The organism is Kangiella aquimarina DSM 16071 (assembly GCF_000374105.1).
In the GTDB taxonomy this organism is placed as follows: domain Bacteria; phylum Pseudomonadota; class Gammaproteobacteria; order Enterobacterales; family Kangiellaceae; genus Kangiella; species Kangiella aquimarina.
Map to the genome: position 1 here is coordinate 1,674,874 of NZ_KB893650.1, position 21,773 is coordinate 1,696,646.

Genomic DNA, 21,773 nt, shown 5'->3' on the forward strand with positions numbered 1-21,773 from the left:
ATTGAAATGGTTCGCTAACCATCTGTAAATATATGCAATTTAGCAACATAGCGATCGTTCTGGTCGGTTTGCCATGTTTTTCAGGCGCTTCAGGTTACTTGCTATAAATTGCTGATTACTTTGTGCAGTTTCAGCTAACACTTTTGTAGTCCAATTGGGTAGCTCTGGGTTTAAGCGATAGTAGACCCACTTACCATCACGCCTATCGAGCAGCAGTCCACATTGGCGTAACTGCGCTAAATGGCGTGATACCTTTGGCTGACTCTCGTCTAAAGCTTCCATAAGCTCACAGACACAGAGCTCAGATACTTGTTGTATTAACAGCAGGCTTCGCAATCGAGTCTCATCGGCCAGACATTTAAAAAATTCAGTCGGTTCCATATAGTTGTCTCAACAAACATATATGGATGGCAATATATATGAAAAATCATATGTGTCAATTATCATTCAAAACTATGGCTTAAGCTAATTCACTAAACCCCAAAATCTTATGGTTATTATTTTAAATAACTAGTGATACAGTAATAAGTATCAACACAGTAATAGCATTACCGCAAAAGTTAAGGTTTAGCTGCATGAGTGATCATTCTTCCCATTCAAAAACCGTAGAGCTCAATATCGAAGGAGCAGGCTGCGCCAGTTGTGTCGGTAAAATTGAAGGTGCTTTAAAAGGCGTTTCCGGTGTTGAAAGTGCCGAGATGAACTTTGCAGACCGCACTGTCACCGTTAAAGGTACTGCCAATACCGACATCATGATTGAAGCCGTTGAGAATGCGGGCTATCAGGCATCGTTAATTGAAAACGAATCAGAAAGTGAAGCCCTGGAAGAAAAAGAACAGGCCAATCAAGCTTACTACAAACGTCTCATGACCAAGATGTGGATTGCGCTTGGGGTGGGGGTGCCTTTAATGGCTTATGGTTTATTAGGCGGAGCCATGACCGTAACCACCACAAATGAACGCATTGCCTGGTTAATTGTCGGCCTTGTTACACTGGCCATCATGTATTTCTCAGGAAAACACTTTTTCACAGGCGCGTGGAAGTCCTTTAAAAATCACTCTGCAAACATGGACACCCTGATCGCTCTGGGTACTGGTACGGCCTGGGTCTATTCGATGGTTGTGGTGTTTTTCCCCAACTCGTTACCCGAAATGGCTCGCCATGTTTATTTCGAGGCGACAGCCATGATTATTGGTCTTATTAATTTGGGTTTGGCATTAGAAGTCAGAGCTCGTGGCAGGACCTCAGAAGCCATTAAAAGGCTTATTGGTTTACAGGCTAAAACTGCACGAGTGATTCGTGACGGTGATGAGAAAGACATTCCCATTGAGGATGTGCAAAAAGATGACCTGGTACGTGTTCGTCCCGGCGAAAAGATACCTGTTGATGGGGTTGTTACCGAAGGCAACTCTACGCTGGATGAGTCAATGTTAACTGGCGAACCGATGCCAGTTGAAAAAGGCGAGGGCGACGAAGTTTCTGCCGGCACGATTAATAAAAGCGGCAGTATCATTTTCAAAGCAACGCGCGTCGGAAAAGATACGGCTTTAGCGCAAATCATTAAAATGGTTAAGCAAGCGCAAAATTCCAAGCCACCCATTGGCAGGTTAGCGGACGTTATCGCCGCGTACTTTGTTCCAACGGTGATGATTATTGCGGTTATTAGCGCGCTGATTTGGCTGAATTTTGGAGCACAGGATGCCATTGCCTTTGCCGTGGTTTCTGCGACCACCGTTCTGATCATTGCCTGTCCTTGTGCTCTGGGTTTAGCAACGCCCATGTCGGTGATGGTTGGTGTGGGCAAAGCAGCTGAAGCAGGCGTACTGATCCGCAACGGTGAGTCGTTGCAGACTGCCTCAAAAATTACTGCCATGGTGCTTGATAAAACCGGTACCATTACCGAAGGCTCGCCTAAAGTTACCGATATTGTTGGCTTTAACGATGTCTCTCAAAATGCTGCGTTACAACTTGCCGCGAGTCTCGAAACAGGCTCGGAACATCCTCTTGCTCAAGCCATTGTTGAATCGGCGAAAGAAAAAGACATTGAGCTGAAAAAGAGTTCAGACTTTAACTCTATTGCCGGGCATGGTGTCGAAGGAAATGTCGATGGGAAGCATCTATATTTCGGTAATGAAAAGCTGATGCGCGACCAAGGGATTGATATTGATCATGCTGTTGATAGAGCTCAGGAACTTGCTGGTGAGGCGAAAACACCGATGTATTTCGCAATAGATAAAAAACTCGCTGCGATTATTGCCGTAGCTGATCCGATCAAAGAAGACTCCATCGAAGCCATTAAGCGATTACAGAAAGCCAATATTCGTGTGGTCATGTTAACCGGTGATAATAAAGCCACCGCTAAAGCAGTTGCCAGTAAAGTGGGTATTGATGAATTCTTTGCTGAAGTGTTACCCGAGGATAAAGTTAACAAAGTTAAAGAGCTGCAAAAGGAAGGTGAGCTTGTAGGTATGGCCGGTGATGGTATCAATGATGCACCAGCGCTGGCGCAGGCCGATGTTGGCTTTGCCATTGGTACTGGAACTGACGTTGCTATTGAAAGTGCTGATATAACCTTGATGCGCGGTTCACTACATGGTCTTGCAGATGCAGTGGCAACCAGTAAAGCGACATTGCGAAACATCAAACAGAACCTTTTTGGAGCCTTTATTTACAATGTTGCGGGCATACCTATTGCCGCAGGTTTGTTGTATCCGTTCTTCGGTATTTTATTGAGCCCTGTCATAGCAGGCGCAGCGATGGCATTCTCATCAGTGACTGTGGTGACTAATGCCAACCGCCTACGTTTTTTCAAACCTAAAGAGCATTAAGCCAAAAGGACATCATATGAACTTACTGGTAATCAACATCATTGGCTTAGCACTGATAGCACTTATTATTTATTGGTTCTGGATTTATAAACCTAAGAACGTCCGGGCAAAAGATCAGGATATTATTAAAATTATCGTTGAAGACGGTGTTTATCAGCCAGCGCATATCAGTGTTCCAGCGGAAACTGAAATAACTTTAGAGTTCGAACGTAAAGACGAAACCCCGTGTGCTGAAATGGTTATCTTTCCAGACCTTGATATCAGCGAAAGCTTACCCATCAATAAAACCAAAACCATTAAGTTAAAGAAACTGGAAAAAGGCAATTATCAATTTCACTGCCAGATGCAGATGTACAAAGGGGAGTTGCATGTGGAGTGAAAATTACCACAGTCTTGAATGTGTTTTTTAACACGGTAGGGGCACATCTATGTGTGTGTCCATCCCAAATGCGCTTCCGCTCTCTGTAAGGACAGCAGGCTCTTGTTCCTACATCCCGCAGCTCAAAGAAGCGCATAAGCCAAACTAATCCATTACCATACAACAAATACTCCAAAACATTGATTTAGATCTATGACATCTGGCTCTAGATACCTATAATTGCGCCACCTTAAAAAAGATAGCCATGGTCATCACCATGAAAAAGCACTCATATTTTCTATTTCTAGCTTTACTACTCTTTCCTTTTCAATTGCTTGCAGCAGATACCTCAACCAGTACTTTACTTGATTTAACCGGCCATTGGGTTGGCTTTTTAGCCATAGCCATCTTTGTTCTGGCTTATTCACTGGTTATATTTGAAGAAAAAATCCACCTGAGAAAATCTAAACCTATTCTTGTGGCTGCTGGTTTAATCTGGCTGGTCATTGGAATTGTGTACCACCAACATGGCATGTCGCAGCTAGCTGAAGAAGCGGTGCGCCATAATTTCCTGGAATACGCAGAGCTATTTTTCTTCCTGCTTGTCGCCATGACCTATATCAATGCCATGATTGAACGTGATGTCTTTGATGCATTGCGCGACTGGTTGGTTAATAAAGGATTTAGTTACAAGCAGCTGTTCTGGATGACTGGTATTCTGGCTTTCTTTATTTCACCAATTGCCGATAACCTGACCACTGCATTGATCATGTGTTCGGTCGTATTAGCGGTTGGAAACGGTCATGCTAAATTCATTGGTTTGAGTTGCATTAACATTGTGGTTGCGGCTAACGCTGGCGGTGCTTTCAGCCCATTTGGTGATATAACAACACTAATGGTCTGGCAAAAAGGCATGGTTGAATTCTCAGAATTCTTTGCGCTATTTATTCCTTCTTTAGTCAATTTCCTGGTACCAGCAATCATCATGCAGTTTGCCATAATGAACGGCAAGCCGAAGCCAATAGAAGAGGGTAGTCATGCGCAGATAAAGCAGGGTGGCTTAATTATCGTCGGCCTATTCTTGTTAACAATTATTACAGCGGTTTCTTTCCATAACTTCCTTCATTTGCCTCCAGCTATCGGTATGATGCTTGGCCTTGGATTCTTGAAGTTCTATGGATTTTTCCTTCGCAAACAGCACAAAAAAGAAACAGAAGAGAACCCGACAAGTGTTTCTACGAAAAGACCTTATGACATTTTTGATCGAATTGCACAGGCCGAGTGGGATACTTTGTTCTTCTTCTACGGTGTAATCCTTGCGGTTGGTGGCTTGGGATTTCTTGGCTATCTTGGTATGGCATCCAGCTACATGTACGGAGAACTTGGCGCAACTCCAGCGAACATATTAGTCGGCATCCTGTCTTCCATTGTAGATAACATCCCAGTCATGTTTGCAGTACTTACCATGCAACCCGACATGTCACATGCCCAGTGGTTATTAGTCACATTAACCGCAGGCGTAGGCGGCAGTTTACTGTCCGTCGGCTCAGCAGCAGGAATTGCATTGATGGGGCAGGCACGTGGCCATTATACATTCATGACCCACCTGAAATGGACGCCTGTGATTGCCTTAGGTTATGCTGCAAGTATCTGGGTGCATACACTTATTAATGGTTTCTAGTTCCTAAGGCTTAATAAAAAAAGCCCCGTCATGGGGCTTTTTATTTACTTTTTCTCACGATAGTTAAGATTGTAAGCGGCTCTGAGTCCGATAAATAAACTGACACACATCAGCAGTAACACGATAGAGAAGGGGAGTCCTACCGTAATAGCAGCAGCTTGTAATGCCCCTAGCGCTTGCTTACCTCCTGCTGCCAGTAACACCGCAGCAATAACGCCTTCCATAACCGCCCAATACACACGCTGAGTGACGGGAGCATCGACCTTACCGCCCGCCGTAATGCTGTCAATCACCAGCGATCCAGAATCAGAAGAAGTAATGAAAAAGACCAGCACCAGAATAATGGCTATAAAAGATGTTATAGCACCGAAGGGCAAGTTCTCGAGCATTTGAAATAATGCTAGTGATTTATCTGTAATACCATTAGCAAGAGCACCAACTTCATTCTGAACCTGTTCAAGCCCCATGCTACCAAATGTGGTCATCCAAACAGCACTCAATAGAGTTGGAATAACTAGGACTGCGGCAATAAACTGTCTCACTGTACGTCCCTTAGATACTCGCGCAATAAACATACCGACAAATGGAGACCATGAAATCCACCAGGCCCAATAGAATATTGTCCAGCCTGTATAAAAGGTCTTATCTTCTCTACCCACCCAATTGCTCAGTGGGATAATATTTTCAAAATAAGTCCATAACGTTTTGCCGACACCATTAAGAATTAAAGTCGTAGACCCAGCAATAATGACAAATATCATTAATAGGGCAGCTAAAGACATATTAATGTTACTCAGCACTTTAACGCCACCTTCTAATCCTCGAATTACTGAGAATATTGCTATAACGGTTACACCAAAGATGATCGCCATCTGAGTAGTAATATTGTTGGGGATTTCATTAAACAAATAATGGAGGCCACCAGCAGCTTGCTGTGCACCAAAACCCAATGAAGTCGCTAATCCAAAAATTGTTGCTAATACAGCAATGGTATCAATGACGTTGCCGACAGTTCCCCAAACTCGCTCACCAAATAATGGATAAAAACTGGAACGAATGGTTAGAGGCATGTTGCAGTTATAAGCAAAAAAGGCGAGGGAGAGGGCGACAACCGCATAAATTCCCCAGGGATGCAGTCCCCAGTGGAACATGGTAGCCCCCATAGCAAGTTCTCTGGCTTCCGGTGTATTTGGAGGAACGTTGAACGGCGTTCCGGCCCAGTTGGTGAAGTAGCCTACAGGTTCAGCTACACTCCAGAACATTAAACCAATGCCCATACCTGCAGCAAACAGCATTGCAAACCAGGATATGACACTAAAATCCGGTTTAGCTTTCTTACCGCCGATACGAATTTTGCCGTAGGGTGACAACAACAAAACAATACAGAAAATTACAAAGACGTTACCACTGATCATAAACAACCAATCGAAATTTTCGATCGACCAGGACTTTGCAGCTTCGTAATAATTGCCAGATCGTTCCGGGAAAAGTAGGGTTAAAATAACAAAGAAGATGACAAAAAATGATGATGCGAAAAATACCGGGTTATGCAGATCCATCCCCATTATTTCGACATTGTTCTCGCCTATTTCATGATCAGTATCAAACTTTTCATGCAGCGGATTGATCGGAGTATTATGGTCGTTTTGTTCACTCATGAATTCTCCCTAGAAGTAGTAACCAATGTTAATATTTAAGCGTGAATGCCACTTTTCAGGCCCATCGTAGACACCAATACCGGGGCCGCCAGCAAACCACATATTCTTACCAGCGATCCAGTCAATATAAGTATAAAGACCACCTTTTATGAGGGTGCAACCAGTGACGTTTTGAATAGAATCTGTTAGTTGAAATTCATTGGGTGTAGCGGTGTAGGTAAAGTCGTTATAGCAGATAACTTTATCTACAAACTCATTACCTACCGAAAACGTTTTTGCCACATTAAAACTGGTAACATTAGCTTCGGTGGCAATTTCGAATGGGAAATCAAATGCAGACATGGCAATTCGACCATCTGCTGTCTGTAACTCAGGCGCCTGTTCGAAATCGTAATAAATATGCTGTAATTGAAGATTCCAGCTGCCAAAGTGCCCGTCGAAATGAACAGCGCCTGCGTAATGGTTTCCTAAAGAGTTAGTTGTGTTATTTCTGATTTTTCCTGCTTGAAGGGAAGCGCCAATAGTATGATCGCCCAGAGCGTACTGTGCCCTGAAATTAGCTTGGCCATCCTCTTTATTATCCCGGCCATCAATGCTGGCAATATCAAATGAGTAGCGGCCATAGCGACTTGAGTCATCATATTCACTATTAAAGAAATAGGCCGTATCAAATGTCCAGTTATCCACGGTGCGCGTCCATTTGATACCAGTATCGTAATCATCCTCAAAACCGAGATAATACGTACCACCGAACCAGAAACCATGCGAGGCATAGGGACTAATACCAAAAGGAACCTGGCTGACACCCGCGACTACTGTATCCTCATCGCTGAAGCGATAACCGATTTCTGCATGATGTACAGCATCGAACGTCTGGTAAAAGCGAAACTGAGCATCAACAAACCAGTTACCGCGAGTCACATCCACATCAACGGCAAACAATTCAAAATCAAAAGCACCATCATCATCGTCACCATAATCTTTCCAGTTATAGTTAAGACGAACAGCGCCACCAATATTAACATCAGTTTCTTCTTCAGCGGACACAGCGGTAGGTTGAAAAGCCAGAAGGCTTAAGGAAAGGACAGTTAGAGCAGATAAACAATGTGACATGCGATCTCCCTGAACAGCAAATATCTCATAACCACTATACAAGGTGAGTGATATATATCAAATGTGCATCCCGGCTAACCCCAACCATATATTCGCATAACTTATATTATGTTAAATTATTAATGTGGCGGAAATTCACAGATGACAACTACCCCTCGTGAACATATAGGTTTGTAATTTTATGACATAAACCTTTGTAAAATGACACAAACCTTTGTAAAAAAAGTATACATAAAAATCAAAAAGTTATAATACTGGATATGCTGATTAGCTTTTATAAGCGAATAGACCAATCATCCCCTTTTTATCTCGACAAAAATCACCATGGATTTGATCTAGCGATAATTGAATATTGGTGGCCTCGTTAATCTGCTCGATTGATGGCTCCAGGAGCCTTCTGCATATATCAGTAAATCTATTCTGATATTTAGATTGGTTGCTTTGAGCTAGATAGCTCAGAATTTCATCCATATGAAATGAGTAAACCCCCAGCTTTTTTTCGCTACACTCTAAGATATGATTGATGAGTAGATACAATCTTGTTGCATAAAGGGTTTTTAGTCCCAGAATATTTCTTAGTATTGATTTATTATCTAGCGATATTTCAGAGTATAGGTTGGAATATGAGTTAACAAGAATGGTTTTTCTCCTCCCCCTCTCTTTTTTTACGTCAAAATCTATATAAAAACTTTCAGTGCTACAAATGTAAGCTTTTATTTCGTCGATACCAACGTTAACCCTGCTGGAAATATTATTTAGGTCATTTTTGTAATATTCAGTATTAAAATCCATTGGTGCTATAGTTATGGGGAAATTATCATTAGAACTCTCAGCAATTCGTAAAATTACATACGCAGCCAGTCTATAACTGTAATTACTTAATCCGTTGTTTAGCCAAAGCCTTAGAACTGGACTTAATTGACTTGTGACATTATCAATATTGATTGCGTACTTTTCCATGACTAAAATTTATCTTGCAATACTTTGACAAGCGGTAGGTTGAAAGAAGCCTTGTTCCGCATATATAAAAAGGTGTGTAATACACCTATACAAAATCAATAAACTAACATTTATTATGAATAATGACTTATTTCTCCAAATAATTGAAGGTCAATCACCCAAATTAACTCTTGCATATAACAACGATGATAATTGCTGGGGCTGGTATGGTCACGATGGCATGCGAAGATATGTGTTTCATGAAATGAAGAACCAGGAAGTCCTAAGCTCAGCTGAATATTACTTTGAACAGAATTTACTTCGAAAAATCAAGGATGTCTACGCTGTAGAAAATGGCTCGCCCTCCTCAGTCAGAAAAATCCGTTAAAATATCATTATTACGGATTTTTATGTGCCCTACTTGATAAATCTGGAACATGACATTTCCGCTCTGATTGCGTGGTGTGAGAGGTTCCAGTCAGTAATGATAAAGTTATACCCTTAATTCTTCAACATCTAGCATTGGCAGCTCTAAATATCTTTTAAGTAAACCACTTTCGTCAAAAAGATCATAATACCAAGTACCTAGAAATGAATTATCATCGGTCTGAAAAAGCCCATGCACACCCTCGGCTTTATTTGATTTTGGGTAGCATAACCATGCTTTATTACTACCCCAGAGGCGATTATATGCAAACATTTGCTTAATATCATTGTCAGATGGAAGCATCTCTGGGGTTTTCCACTTTGCATCTAACACAATTAATTCACCTTTATGCTCAACTAAAATATCAGTTTCTAATTGTTTTGTGTGATTGGTATTTGTGCTTTTCCAGAATGACTTAACTTTTTTACCCAGTACTTTGGTATCAGTGCTTCCTTTATACTTGTTTTTTAATGCAAAAAGTAACCAGGTTTCCCACAACTCATTCATGTCAAAGAATAATGATATAACTTCAGCTTGGCCAGTTGAGCTAGATGGATTCGAGGTACGGCCACGATTCGTGATAAATCGACCAAAAAATAGTTTAACCATATGAAATATATTGAATATCTCAACGAACTAACAGCAGACTTTGCGCTATTGATACACTGTTTGTTATATTCGTACTTTCAACTTAGAATTTTACTACCCACTTCAGTACCGACAATACGGTTAAATTATGTATGTAATTGGTCAACTTGCCAAATTGGCAAGCGTAAACGTTGAGACCGTTAGATATTATGAACGGTGCGGCCTAATTGAACAGCCCCAAAAACCCGTTAAAGGTTATCGTCGTTATCCTGAGACGACTTTGAATCGCATTCGGTTTATCAAACGTGCTCAAGAGTTAGGGTTTTCCTTGGATGAGATCGCTAACTTGCTGATGCTGGAAGAGACTTCTTGCCAAGAAGTACAAAGTATAGCAAACCACAAACTTGCCAGTGTTCGTGCAAAAATGGCTGATCTACGCCGCTTAGAAACCAGTCTTAATGATTTACTGAAACAATGTGCAAGCAACACTGAACAGGCACATTGCCCGATTATTACTTCCCTTCTCCCAGAAAACAACTAATAACAATCGCTAAACCCCTTGACTCCGTACTTGGATACGGAGTTTATACTGTTTTCTATCAGAACATTTGAAGTGGAGTAAGCCATGGCAAAAAACGATACCAGTTTACCGCTAGTTGGTGGTATTGCTGCTGCTATTGGTGCTGGGCTTTGTTGTGCTGGGCCCTTAGTCTTGTTACTACTAGGCGTTAGTGGTTCTTGGATTGGCAATCTGACCGTATTGGAGCCATACCGCCCTATTTTTATCTTGCTGGTACTGGTTTTATTTAGTTTTGCCGGTTGGAAAGTTTATCGACCTATAGAAGAGTGTGAGCCTGGAACCGCTTGTGCAATGCCACAAGTACGTAAGCGCCGGCAGATCATTTTCTGGGTAACCGCCTTCATTGCATTAATATTAGTCACTAGCAATTACTGGATTATCTGGTTTGCTTAATTATATCGTTGAGAAATAACCCTTGGAGAAGAAGATGAAAAAAATTGCACTATTATCCCTACTATCAATACTTAGCTTGGGTGCGTTTGCCAAGCAGCAAACAGTCATGCTTGAAGTTCCCACGATGACCTGCGTAATTTGTCCGATTACGGTGGAAAAAGCATTGCAACAGGTTGAGGGAGTTACCAAAGCTGAAGTGACCTTCGAAGATAAGTTAGCCGTGGTCACTTTTGATGATGAAAAAACTACGGTGGAAAAGCTGACCGAGGCCACAAAAAATGCCGGCTATCCATCTGTGGTAAAGCAATAAAGGACGAATACTAATGAAGAACCTGCTGAGTCTTTTTACCCGCATTGGCGACAAAGCCAGCTCATTAGGTGCCGTGGTGTCTGCCATGGGTTGTGCCATGTGCTTTCCGGCCATCGCCAGCTTGGGGGCAGCCATCGGGCAGGGTTCCTCAGTCAGTGGTAGTGGTTCTTTATCAATACACTCTTGCCTATATTGGCTTGGGTTAGCCTAATAGTTAACGGACTTGGCTGGATTGGTCACAAGCAGTGGCATCGTAACCTGCTTGGTATGCTAGGGCCTATTCTGTTGTTGCTATCACTTTATCCGTTCTTTCAATATGCCTGGAGCACTTATGTGACGTACTCAGCCTTGGCACTGATGGTAGCGGTATCAATCTGGGATATTTTTTCGCCAGCGAATAAACGCTGTGACAATGAAAGTTGTGTGCTTCCTGCCGACAACACTCACTCAAATCCATAAGGAGGTCTTTATGCGTAAATTCTCCATCTCTGGAATGACTTGTGAAAGATGCCCTCAGCAGATCGAAGATGCCTTGATCGTCATGCCTGGCGTCAGAAATGCCACCGTTTTTTATACGAAATCCAGTGCAGTCGTCGAAGCAGAATCTGATGTCAATGAACAGACGCTAATCAATACCATCAAAGCTCTTGGCTACACGGCTCAACCTGTCGCGTTAGATGGCTGCGATAGTGAAGATGTGACTGACAAAAAGTCGCTGCATGTCGCTATCATCGGTACTGGCTCGGCTGCTTTTGCTTGTGCTATCAAGGCAGTGGAAAATGGAGCACAAGTCACACTCGTTGAAGCTGGAGATGTGATCGGAGGTTGTTGTGTTAATGTCGGTTGTGTACCTTCGAAAATTCTGCTCCGGGCTGCCCAGCTGGCTGAACAGCAGCGTAACAATCCTTTCGACGGTCTAGAAAATCATGAACCTTCTTTGGATCGTAGCTTGTTAGCGAAACAACAAACTGCACGCGTGGAAGAGTTACGTGCCGCCAAATATCAGCATATTCTGGATACCAATCCAGCATTGTCATTGGTACAAGGTTATGCATCTTTTAAAGATACTCATACCTTAACTATTCGCAACAAAGATGGTTACGAGCAAGAGCTGGTTGCAGATCGCTTTTTGATTGCCAGCGGCAGTCAGCCATCTATTCCTCCTATTCCAGGCCTGGTTGATACCCCTTATTGGACTTCGACGGAAGCTTTATTCGAAACTGAGCTACCTGAGCACTTGTTAGTGATAGGCTCTTCAGTTGTGGCTGTCGAACTTGCTCAAGCTTATCGTCGGCTGGGTGCAGAGGTCACTATCTTGGCTCGCAGTACTTTATTGCTCCGTGAAGACCCACTGTTGGGAGAAGGCTTAACCGTAGCTTTTGAACAGGAAGGCATTCGCGTACTGGAACATACCCAAGCCAGTCAGGTGTCTTATGAAGATAATAAGTTTATCCTTGATACCGAGCAAGGAGAAATTCGTGGCGATAAATTGCTGGTCGCCACCGGCCGTGCACCCAATACAGCTAACCTTAATCTAGGCGTTGCTGGTGTCGAAACAGAAGCCAATGGAGCGGTCGCTGTGGACAATCAGATGCGCACATCACAGCCACATGTTTATGCTGCTGGTGACTGTAGCAACATGCCGCAATTAGTTTACGTTGCAGCTGCTGCTGGGAGCCGTGCTGGGATCAATATGACTGGCGGTGAAGCACAATTGGACCTGTCCACCATGCCTGCCGTGATTTTTACCGAACCGCAGGTAGCAACGGTAGGGTTGTCAGAACAAGAAGCTCATGCACAGAATATTGAGACCGAAAGTCGAGTATTGCCACTGGAAAACGTGCCTCGAGCACTGGCTAACTTCGACTCTCAGGGTTTCATCAAACTGGTGGTTGAAGCTGGCTCCCAACGCCTGATCGGAGCCCAAGTATTAGCTCATGATGGCGGCGAGATTATCCAGAGCGCGGCACTGGCGATTCACAACCACATGACAGTGGATGACTTAGCGGATCAATTGTTTCCTTATTTAACTATGGTGGAAGGCCTGAAGCTTTGTGCACAAACTTTCAGTAAAGATATTAAAGAACTGTCTTGCTGTGCTGGGTAAGCTTTATCTTTCGTCAGAAAAGATATTTATGAGTCTGCTTTTGGTTTCCAGTGATACGGTACTACCAATTTACTGCATATTTCTTCGTGGAAAGTTTCTTCAGTAACTGTTTGAGAGCTAGCCTCAAGCAAGATATTTGGCCACAATAGGAGATGTGATCATCTGAATTACTGCAAAGAATGTGGCTGGTATTACTATTTCTGATGGCAACCGGGATGCAGCCACAAAAGCCGCTGCAATGCTAAATTCTTTTTTGCTGACAGTAAATAGGTATGCGATGACTTCCGGTCGGTCTGTCGTTATAAACCGTGAAGCCATTCCAATTAAGTAGCCACAAAGATTTAGACTTAAAGCTGCTCCAGCAATTACAAAAGCATACTATCCATAACCAATGATGGTTTCTGCATTGGAAGCCACTACCGCAAGTAATATTACAAGATAGAAGACTGACCCAATTCCTGCGTAAGTCGAATCATGCTTTGAAATAATCGTCGGAAAGTTGGTGCGTAAGGTTACACCGAGAATTGTAGGCACTAAAACAACTAGAGCTAACTCCAGGATGATGGAAACGAGAGGGACTTCTAGCTGTATCCCTGTCAGCCATAGAAAAAGGAGCGGAACTACGAAAGGAGAAAAGGCTGTATTGACCGCATTGAAAAAGGCGACCAGTCAAGAAGCCTGCAATTGAATCGGGCCATAGACGAGCCCCATTGCCAAAAACTGTCTTGACGGTTTGCGAAAGACTATTCGTACGGCATGTGCATCAAATGTAAGGCTGATCACAAACATCAGAATCACAAGTAAAGGGGCTATTGAGGAGTCGAGGTACTTCCCGGATTCGGGCAATATCAGGCCAACTCCAGCTACAATAATCACAAACCAAACAAGATTTGATTCAACGAAATAAATTAATCGACGCATAAGTCAAGGGTACCAGTTACTGTGCGGCCACAATATAAATTATAGCTGTACTCTCCCAATTACAAAGCTTCAGAAGCATCGCGGCATTGCTCGTCAGTCATTTCAAGCTCAATAGTCGTATGCTCTAAATTAAATTTACTCAATCGTTCTGCTATAGATTTTTTTAACTCCAGCTGTTGCTGCATAGATAGTGCATCCTGTAGAGCTAGATGAGCAGTAAGTACGTGATGCTCTCCATCCAATGACCACAAGTGCAGGTGATGGATACTGTCCACTTCTTCAAGTTCTATTAAGGTTTTGTATACTGATTTTGACAGTTCTTTGTCAGGGATTGCCTGTAAAAATAACCTTATAGTGTGCCAAAGGTTTTTAGCAACATTAATTAAAATATAGAGAGTGAAAAGAAACGACAAAGCTGGGTCAAGAATGGGCCAGTCAACAAAAAGAAGTACGATGGAAACGATTAAAACTGCAACCCAACCAAGTACATCTTCCAGTAAATGCCAGTTGAGTATACGCTCATTAAGAGTTTTACCTTTACTTAATTTATAAGCCGCAAAACCATTAACTAGCACCCCAAACACGGCTAACGCGATCATGCCCTCAACCATAGGCATTTCTGGTTGCAGGAGTTTAGGGATAGCTTCTGTCAGAACCCATGCAGAACCAATAATCAGGACTAGGCCATTAATAAGAGCTCCAAGCAGTGATAATCGGCGATAACCATAGGTGAACTCTGAATTTGAACCTTTCTCACTAACTTTACTAAGGAACCAAGCAAATCCAATGGATAAACTGTCGCCAAGATCATGGACTGCATCGGCCATGATGGCGGTACTATTGGTTAAGATACCTCCTATAAACTCGATAATGGTAAAGGTGACATTCAGAAAAAATGCCCAACCTATACGAGTATTTGAACCATGTGAGTGCGAATGATCATGCATTTAAGATTACCTCTTGTGGAGCTTTATTCTTACTTTAGGATTTGATCTTCAATATGCGAAAACCACCAGTTAAAACAATTGAGCCAATGATAAAGCCAATGATTAAGTCTGGGTATTGCGACCCCGTCCATGCTACCAACCCCCCAGCAATAATAACACCAAGGTTGGCGATGACATCGTTAGCAGAAAAAATCCAACTTGCTCTCATGTGAGCGCCGCCATTTCGCTTTTTGGCAATTAAGATTAAGCACCAGACATTTGCTACCAAGGCAATTAAGCCAAACACCATCATAAGGTTTGACTCAGGCTCACTCCCTTGAACCAGTCTCCTCACAACTTCTGTTAATACACCCAGAGCTAATATAATCTGTAACCATCCTGATATATGCGCTGCACGGAGTTTTTTTCGGACGCCATGCCCAACGGCGTATAGTGCCACCCCATACACTGCTGCATCGGCAAACATATCCAATGAATCAGCTATCAATCCGGTCGATTGTGCCCACCAGCCGATAACAAGTTCTGTAATAAACATCACTGCATTAATAGCTAATAGCATTTTAAGTATCCCAGCTTCCTCTGCTTCTTCATTTTGTGCCGTCAACCTTGCTTTATGGATAATCTCGCTGTCCACAGCGTTAGTTGATTCCAATCTAGCCCCAAGCCCAAGAGACGTTATCCGGTCTTCTACCATGTCCCTGAGTTCAAGGTGATGAAACACTCTAACTATGCGTTTATGTGTATCAAACTCGAGGATTACACTTGGCTCAAGACTGTCCAGTGCCATTCGGATCATGCCTTCCTCTGATGGGCAGTCCATTTTAGGAACGTGGTATTCGCTTACATGTGCCCCTTCAAATAACTTGTCGTCGTTAGTAATATCTTGTGTTTCATCTGTAGCATCTGCTTTGCAGTCACGGTTACATTTCTGGCTCATAGGTATACCTTGCATTTTTTGATATTGGCTTTCCCCCTCCCCGATCACTATAGTCTAAAGCGGAGAGTCCTCGATACGAAAATGGGCGAGCTTTCAGCATTAATGGGGTGTTGGTTCAAACCATCTTGCTATTATAAAGTATTGCCGACTCCAAAATAGAGCCGGCAGATTGCTAGTTAGTGTTTCTCCTTCAACTTACCTTTTGAAAACCAGGCAAACAGAACGGGCAACACAAACAGTGTTAAAAATGTGGCTGTTATCAGCCCGCCTACGATAACACTGGCAAGCGGTTTTTGTATCTCTGCGCCAACGCCATTTGATAGCAACATCGGTATTAAACCTAACGCAGATGTCACTGCTGTCATCAATACCGGTCTAAGCCTGGATACGGCACCATCAAAAGCGGCTTCACTGACAGGTAGGCCATCCTTGATACGCTGATTGATACTTTCAACCATCACTACACCGTTAAGTACCGCGACGCCAAACAGGGTAATAAATCCGACCGAGCTGGGCACTGATAAATACTGCCCTGACAGCCAGAGTGAGAACACCCCACCAATAACGGCTAGAGGTACATTTACCAGGATCAGCATAGCCTGACCAACCGAAGCAAAGGCAAAGTAAAGCAACAAGGCAATAAGCGCCAGCGATAATGGCACGACCAGCGACAGACGCTTTTGTGCTCGCTGTTGATTTTCGAATTGTCCACCTATATCCACGGAGTAACCCGTTGGCAAATCAACTTGTTCAGCAATCGCTGCGCGAATATCTGCTACCACACTGCCCATATCACGCCCTTGCACATTGGCCTGAACGACTACTCTGCGCTGAACATCATCTCGGCGAACCTGCGGCGGGCCGGAAGCAATATTTACAGAGGCTACATCACCAAGGCGAACCCAGGCTCCTGAAGGTGCCTGCAAACGAAGGTCAGCAATAGTTTCGCGATCTTGGCGAAAACGTTCATCCAACCGAACATAGATATCATAACGTTCGTTACCATTGATGATTTGTCCAGCGCTGGCACCGCCAAGCCCATTTCGAACCACTTCCATGACATCCGCTACGTCGAGTCCATAACGAGACAATGCGCGGCGATTGGGCTTTACGACCAATTGAGCTTCACCGACAATTTGCTCCATGGCAACATCACGCGTACCGTCGATCTTTTTGACCACTGCCTCAATTGCCTGCCCTTTTTCAGCCAGCACATCAAGATCTTTACCAAAGAGTTTTATCGCTAGTTGCGCTTTAACCCCCGATAACAGCTCATCCACACGGGTGGCAATTGGTTGTGAAAAATTGAACAGCAATCCGGGATGTTGTTCCAGCTTTTGCTCCATCAGGGATTGAAGTTCATAACGATTATCGGCGCTGGTCCATTCTGGCACTGGCTTAAGACCAATATAGATCTCAATGTTATTCACTGGCTCTGGATCACCGCCAATTTCGGCACGTCCAATGCGTGATAACGCATAGGTGACTTCCGGGAATTCCATCAGCATTGCTTCGAGTTTTGGAGCGACTTCAAGCGCAGTATCCAGGCTGGAGGACGGAGCGAGAGTTACCCGGAGGTTGACCGTTCCTTCTTCGAGTTCAGGCACAAACTCGGTACCCAGACGCGGTATTACTAAAGCTGCCGCAACCACGAGCGTTACAGCAATACCAACGACGACCTTACTGTGGCTCATAGCCCACGACAAACCCTTGCGGTAGAGTTTATCAAGTGGTTTCAAGACGAAACTCTCCCGCGGGCGTATCCCTTTGCGAAACAGGTAGGTGGCTAATGCTGGGACTATGATTAAAGCTACAACCAGCGCGGACAGCATAGACAGCATGATACTGATAGCCATCGGCTGGAACAGTTTGGCTTCGACCCCTTCGAAACTGAATAGCGGCATGAAGACAACTAAAATAATTGCTGTCGCAAAAAATATAGGTCTTGCTACCTCTCTGCCAGCTTCTTGCAAGCGTAAAGCAATCCCATGGCTATCATGAGCTGCATCAACAGGATCTGGATCATCCTGAACCATTGTCTGTCTATCTTTGTCATGGGTGGCATCGGGATGGGTCAAATGTTTGAACATGTTTTCGACCATCACTACAGAGCCATCCACGAGCATGCCAATGGCCACGGCAATACCGCCTAGAGACATTAAGTTTGCCGAAAGACCAAACCACGCCATCACCATCAAAGCAATACCGATGGAAATTGGAATTGAGATCAGTACCAGTAAGGTAGCACGCAAATTCATTAGGAACAGCGCCAAAATGACCACAATGAAGACAAACGCCAGTAACAGAGCATTGACAACGGTATCAACCGCTTGCGTCACCAGATCGGCCTGATCATAGTAAGCCTCGAACTTAACTCCTTCCGGTAACGCCTGATTAATACGCTCGATACGGGCATTAACCCCATCAATGGTGCTTTTGGTATTGGCGCCTAAACGTTTTAATACAATGCCTGAGACGACTTCGCCTAGTGTCTCAACTTTCCCATCCGAAGTTCGGCGTGTCATGGTCACTGCGCCCTGGCGGATTTCGCTACCCAGATTCACTTTGGCTACATCCGATACGGTGATAGTGGTGCCATCCACCGTTTTCAGGGGAACTTGACGGATCTGCTCCAGCCCTTGCTTGCCATGATCGAGCCAGCCGGTACCTCGGATCACCAATTGCTCCTGACCACGGTTCATATACCAGCCGCCAACATTGGTGTTGTTACGCTCCAGAGCCGCCATGATATCGTCCTGGGTCAGATCGTAAGATAACAGCTTTGACGGATTCAGATCGACCTGATACTGACGCACCTCACCGCCGAAAGACAGCACATCAGTCACGCCTTCGGCCGGGATAAGCAACAACTTGACCACCCAGTCATTTAAGCTGCGTAGCTCCATGGCATCGAAACCCGAACCGGGTTCGGCAACCAGTAAATACTGATAGACTTGCCCCAGCCCAGAAGTGTTTGGCCCCATTTCGGGTGTACCAACGCCCTCTGGAATCAGCTCTTTGGCAGCCTGAAGTCGCTCGAATACCAGTTGCCGGGCAAAGTAAATATCAGTGCCTTCCTTAAACACAACAGTAACGCCAGACAAGCCAGTCTTTGAAATAGACCTTACTTCTTCTACATCAGGCAGAGCGTACATGACAGCTTCAATCGGATAGGTTATCAGCTGCTCGACTTCCTCAGCAGCCAAGCCAGGAGCTTCAGTATTGACCGAGACCTGAACGTTGGTAACATCCGGAAATGCATCAAGATTCAGCCTTGGAATAATAAAAAAGGCGCTGACCGTTAGTGTAATGAGCGCAATCGCCACCAGCAAACGGTTAGTGACCGCCCAATCGACAATTCGATTAAACATAGAGTCTCCTTAATGCTTAGTGGTTATGCGGATCAAAACCGCCTTTGGCGATTTGTGAAGCAACAAAAAAGGCACCGTCGGTAACAATACGTGTTCCGGGAACAATGCCGTTAATTTCACGCAACGAACCTAGTGCTCGCTTTAGTTCAACTTCTTGAGAGCGAAACTGCCCTGGACTCTCTTCTACAAAAATTGCCCAGTCTCCATCGGGATTTCGCATCAGTGCTGACTCTGGCACAGCCAATACCGGCTCTTCTGTACGAAAACGGAAGAAGACCTCTGCAAACTGTCCCGGATGCAGCCTATGCTCCAGGTTGTCCACCAATAAGCGCACTGTTCGGGTTCGTGTAACGGGGTTTATGGTATGTGCTTCTTGGGATACCTTGCCTTGAATTCGGATATCACCAGCCACAATGTCAGCCAATGTACCGAGCGGAAGTGATATAGACTGATCTGCTGGAAGGTGTGCTTCGACCCAGAGCTGCTTCTCATTGGCCAGCTTGATCAGAGGAGAACCAGCTTCGACGCGCTGCCCCTGCTCGAAGTCGTCAGATAACACAGAACCATCGGTTTCGGCACGTAGGGTATATTCGCCCAATGCCTTAATATCTTGCGATGCCAGAGACTGCAAATCTGACTCAGCTAACCCATAGGCCTGCAACGTTGCCCGAGCAGCCTCCCAGCTGGTTTTGGCCTGGATATAACGCTGCTCTCCAACGGTTTTGCGACCGAGCTTGCGGACTCTTTCCCATTCAGGCCAAGCGGTGCGATAGTCTGCCTGGGCCTGCGCCACATCCTCACTGAACAGGGTTACCAGTGGCTGACCTTGTTCGACATGAGCGCCCAATGCTACGTGACGACGTAATACAACGGAAGCTACTCGCGGTGACACTATGTAGCTAGTGTATCCATTAGAAAGAACTTCCCCTGGTGCGTAGAACTCATAATCAACGCGCTCGGCAGTGAGAGGAGCAACCTGGATATCAGCAATCGTCATTTGAGTAGCATTTAGTGCCGTAGTGGCAGAAGCTTCTTCTTGATGCCCATGTCCATCTTCTTCAGTATTACTTTCGCTGTGTCCCGCATCATCATGACTTTCATTGTGGGAACTATCGCTAGTCCCATGTTTTGTATCACCATGACGCTCATGTTCATCCGTGGCTTTCGATGAGTGTTCTTCGTGAGACGCATCATCCTTATGCTCAATAACCTCTTGAGCAGGCTTGCTCTTATCATGTTCGTGCGCCTCACCACTCATCGTTTCTGCAAGCCCTATGCTTGGTGCAGTCATTGCGGCGCTTAGCATCGCTATCAATAATCTATTCATGTTCATTATCCTATCTTTAATTCAGTGGCTTAGTCGCAGTTGGTGCAACAGCTCTGAGCTGGCCGGAGTGCAGCAACACTTCGGTTAACGCAAGTTGTGTGTGCTTTTCGAGTGAGATTCCTGCCAGCAGGCTCTCCGAACGCTGGTTGAGAGCGAGCAGGTAGTCAGTTGTTGATAGATCACCGCTTCGCCACTGGCGTTCCAACAAGTCAGCACTATTTTCAACTCTGCCACGAGCCAGCTCGAGCCAGCGTCGGTATTGCTCGTCATAACGTTTCCAGGCAGCTTGTGCAGCCTGCCAGTCAAACCGTAGATTGCGATAAACGGCCAAGAATCGGGCCTCTGCTTCTAGTGCTGCACGATTAGCCACACGAGTTTCGGCACTGTAGTCATTACGTACATTCAAAGGAATCGAGAAGGTCAGGCCGACAGTATTTTCTCCACCGTCGCGACCAGCATTGACTCCAAAGGTCGGCTCTGCTTTGGCTGCGCGGCGGGTTGCTTCGGCCTCTTCCTTGATGGACTTCCAGCGAGCCTGAGCGCTGGCAACATAGGGATGTTGTAACAACTCCTGGTCAGTAATGGACACTGGCTCCGAAGGCCAGAAATCTTCGGGAATGCCTCCTTTTTCAGGAGTCCACTGTGGCAAAAGTTCGCGCACTCTGCTTTCGGCTTTTTGCAAAGCGACTTCAAGCTCAGCGACCTGTGCCAGCTGTTTTGATAAAGATAGAAAGGTGAGCTCAGCATCAATAGTGCCTATATCCCCTGCTTTTTGGCGCTTTTCAGCCACTTGCAATAATGCATTAAGCTGCTCTTTTTGTGCCTGAGCAATAATGGCGGCTTGATTACTGGCACGCCACTCAACCAATGCTGATAGAGCCTCAGCAGTCTTACTCATAACCTGTTGCTGATACTGGGCTTTGGCTGCTTGTCGGATAAAAGCCGCCTGCTGCTGTTTAGCACCTCGTCTATCCCACCAGTCAACCGTTTGAGAAACACCTACACGGTAGTTATTTTCTTCACCAACCTGTTCCAGCTCAGAAGATAACTCCGGGTTGTAAAGTGGCTGTTCCGCTGCGTCCGCAGTAGCTTCCGAGCCTTGCAGTTGCTCGCGGGCCGCGATGATGTCTGGGTGCTGCTTTATCTGTGATGCCAGCCAGCGCTCCCAATCAACGGGTTGCGCTTGCGCCGAAGCCGACAGCAAATAAATAACGGCACACATCGCATAAGAAACGGATAGTTTCTTCATGAAATTTCCTCACAATTAAAATCAAAGTACATCAGGTAC

The 21,773-nt window shown here is 44.7% G+C and carries 19 protein-coding genes and 1 pseudogene; 9 read left to right on the forward strand and 11 right to left on the reverse strand.

The window, feature by feature from the left end; all coding sequences use genetic code 11:
• Nucleotides 1-39: 39 nt before the first annotated feature.
• The gene (locus B158_RS0108080) at nucleotides 40-381 is read right to left on the reverse strand and encodes a metalloregulator ArsR/SmtB family transcription factor (protein ID WP_018624864.1); all 342 of its coding nucleotides are present in this window, start codon (nucleotides 379-381) and stop codon (nucleotides 40-42) included.
• A gap of 194 nt (nucleotides 382-575) precedes the next feature.
• Between B158_RS0108080 and B158_RS0108085 the strand changes: the two genes are divergently transcribed.
• The 3 genes from B158_RS0108085 (at nucleotide 576) to nhaD (ending at nucleotide 4,867) form a co-directional block, all read left to right on the forward strand.
• A complete protein-coding gene (locus tag B158_RS0108085) occupies nucleotides 576-2,828 on the forward strand; it encodes a heavy metal translocating P-type ATPase (protein WP_018624865.1) in 2,253 nt (750 codons plus the stop codon).
• Between the two features lie 16 nt (nucleotides 2,829-2,844).
• The gene (locus B158_RS0108090; RefSeq protein WP_018624866.1) at nucleotides 2,845-3,207 is read left to right on the forward strand and encodes a cupredoxin domain-containing protein; all 363 of its coding nucleotides are present in this window, start codon (nucleotides 2,845-2,847) and stop codon (nucleotides 3,205-3,207) included.
• Nucleotides 3,208-3,463: 256 nt separating this feature from the next.
• On the forward strand, nucleotides 3,464-4,867 hold the full coding sequence (nhaD, locus tag B158_RS0108095) for a sodium:proton antiporter NhaD (protein WP_026309316.1): 1,404 nt from the start codon (nucleotides 3,464-3,466) through the stop codon (nucleotides 4,865-4,867).
• 44 nt (nucleotides 4,868-4,911) lie between these two features.
• Here nhaD and B158_RS0108100 read toward each other — a convergent pair whose 3' ends face one another.
• The 3 genes from B158_RS0108100 to B158_RS0108110 form a co-directional block, all read right to left on the reverse strand.
• Nucleotides 4,912-6,525: a BCCT family transporter gene (locus tag B158_RS0108100; RefSeq protein ID WP_018624868.1), complete on the reverse strand. Its 1,614-nt coding sequence runs from the start codon at nucleotides 6,523-6,525 to the stop codon at nucleotides 4,912-4,914.
• A 9-nt stretch (nucleotides 6,526-6,534) separates the two neighbouring features.
• Nucleotides 6,535-7,638, reverse strand: a complete 1,104-nt coding sequence (locus tag B158_RS0108105) for a hypothetical protein (protein ID WP_018624869.1) — start codon at nucleotides 7,636-7,638, stop codon at nucleotides 6,535-6,537.
• Between the two features lie 267 nt (nucleotides 7,639-7,905).
• Entirely contained in the window at nucleotides 7,906-8,598 is a 693-nt protein-coding gene (locus B158_RS0108110) for a replication initiation protein (protein WP_018624870.1), read from the reverse strand.
• A gap of 115 nt (nucleotides 8,599-8,713) precedes the next feature.
• On the opposite strand from B158_RS0108110, the gene B158_RS0108115 reads away from it, so the two are divergent.
• Nucleotides 8,714-8,965 (forward strand): hypothetical protein, encoded by a 252-nt coding sequence (locus B158_RS0108115; protein ID WP_018624871.1) that lies wholly within the window; start codon nucleotides 8,714-8,716, stop codon nucleotides 8,963-8,965.
• A gap of 105 nt (nucleotides 8,966-9,070) precedes the next feature.
• On the opposite strand, the gene B158_RS0108120 is transcribed toward B158_RS0108115, so the two are convergent.
• Nucleotides 9,071-9,613, reverse strand: coding sequence for a 5-methylcytosine restriction system specificity protein McrC (locus B158_RS0108120; protein WP_018624872.1), 543 nt, complete (start codon nucleotides 9,611-9,613; stop codon nucleotides 9,071-9,073).
• Nucleotides 9,614-9,740: 127 nt separating this feature from the next.
• Here B158_RS0108120 and merR point away from each other — a divergent pair, with 127 nt between their 5' ends.
• The 5 genes and pseudogenes from merR (at nucleotide 9,741) to merA (ending at nucleotide 12,982) form a co-directional block, all read left to right on the forward strand.
• Nucleotides 9,741-10,133: an Hg(II)-responsive transcriptional regulator gene (gene merR / locus B158_RS0108125; RefSeq protein ID WP_012801204.1), complete on the forward strand. Its 393-nt coding sequence runs from the start codon at nucleotides 9,741-9,743 to the stop codon at nucleotides 10,131-10,133.
• An 84-nt stretch (nucleotides 10,134-10,217) separates the two neighbouring features.
• Complete coding sequence (locus B158_RS0108130) at nucleotides 10,218-10,565, forward strand: mercuric transporter MerT family protein (RefSeq protein WP_012801203.1); 348 nt, start codon at nucleotides 10,218-10,220, stop codon at nucleotides 10,563-10,565.
• A 34-nt stretch (nucleotides 10,566-10,599) separates the two neighbouring features.
• The gene (gene merP, locus B158_RS0108135; protein ID WP_018624873.1) at nucleotides 10,600-10,875 is read left to right on the forward strand and encodes a mercury resistance system periplasmic binding protein MerP; all 276 of its coding nucleotides are present in this window, start codon (nucleotides 10,600-10,602) and stop codon (nucleotides 10,873-10,875) included.
• 13 nt (nucleotides 10,876-10,888) lie between these two features.
• Nucleotides 10,889-11,334 (forward strand): annotated as a pseudogene (gene merC / locus B158_RS13180) (organomercurial transporter MerC).
• 10 nt (nucleotides 11,335-11,344) lie between these two features.
• Complete coding sequence (gene merA / locus B158_RS0108145; protein WP_018624874.1) at nucleotides 11,345-12,982, forward strand: mercury(II) reductase; 1,638 nt, start codon at nucleotides 11,345-11,347, stop codon at nucleotides 12,980-12,982.
• Nucleotides 12,983-13,360: 378 nt separating this feature from the next.
• Here the strand turns inward: merA and B158_RS13690 are convergent, their stop codons facing one another.
• The 6 genes from B158_RS13690 to B158_RS0108170 all read right to left on the reverse strand — a co-directional run bounded on the left by B158_RS13690 (nucleotide 13,361) and on the right by B158_RS0108170 (nucleotide 21,734).
• On the reverse strand, nucleotides 13,361-13,651 hold the full coding sequence (locus tag B158_RS13690; protein WP_197047990.1) for a bile acid:sodium symporter: 291 nt from the start codon (nucleotides 13,649-13,651) through the stop codon (nucleotides 13,361-13,363).
• Between the two features lie 311 nt (nucleotides 13,652-13,962).
• Nucleotides 13,963-14,850, reverse strand: coding sequence for a cation diffusion facilitator family transporter (locus B158_RS0108150; RefSeq protein ID WP_018624875.1), 888 nt, complete (start codon nucleotides 14,848-14,850; stop codon nucleotides 13,963-13,965).
• Between the two features lie 34 nt (nucleotides 14,851-14,884).
• The gene (locus B158_RS0108155; RefSeq protein ID WP_026309318.1) at nucleotides 14,885-15,787 is read right to left on the reverse strand and encodes a cation transporter; all 903 of its coding nucleotides are present in this window, start codon (nucleotides 15,785-15,787) and stop codon (nucleotides 14,885-14,887) included.
• Between the two features lie 176 nt (nucleotides 15,788-15,963).
• Nucleotides 15,964-19,158, reverse strand: coding sequence for an efflux RND transporter permease subunit (locus B158_RS0108160; protein WP_018624877.1), 3,195 nt, complete (start codon nucleotides 19,156-19,158; stop codon nucleotides 15,964-15,966).
• 16 nt (nucleotides 19,159-19,174) lie between these two features.
• Nucleotides 19,175-20,485, reverse strand: a complete 1,311-nt coding sequence (locus B158_RS0108165) for an efflux RND transporter periplasmic adaptor subunit (protein WP_018624878.1) — start codon at nucleotides 20,483-20,485, stop codon at nucleotides 19,175-19,177.
• A gap of 16 nt (nucleotides 20,486-20,501) precedes the next feature.
• Complete coding sequence (locus B158_RS0108170; RefSeq protein WP_018624879.1) at nucleotides 20,502-21,734, reverse strand: TolC family protein; 1,233 nt, start codon at nucleotides 21,732-21,734, stop codon at nucleotides 20,502-20,504.
• Nucleotides 21,735-21,773: the final 39 nt, after the last annotated feature.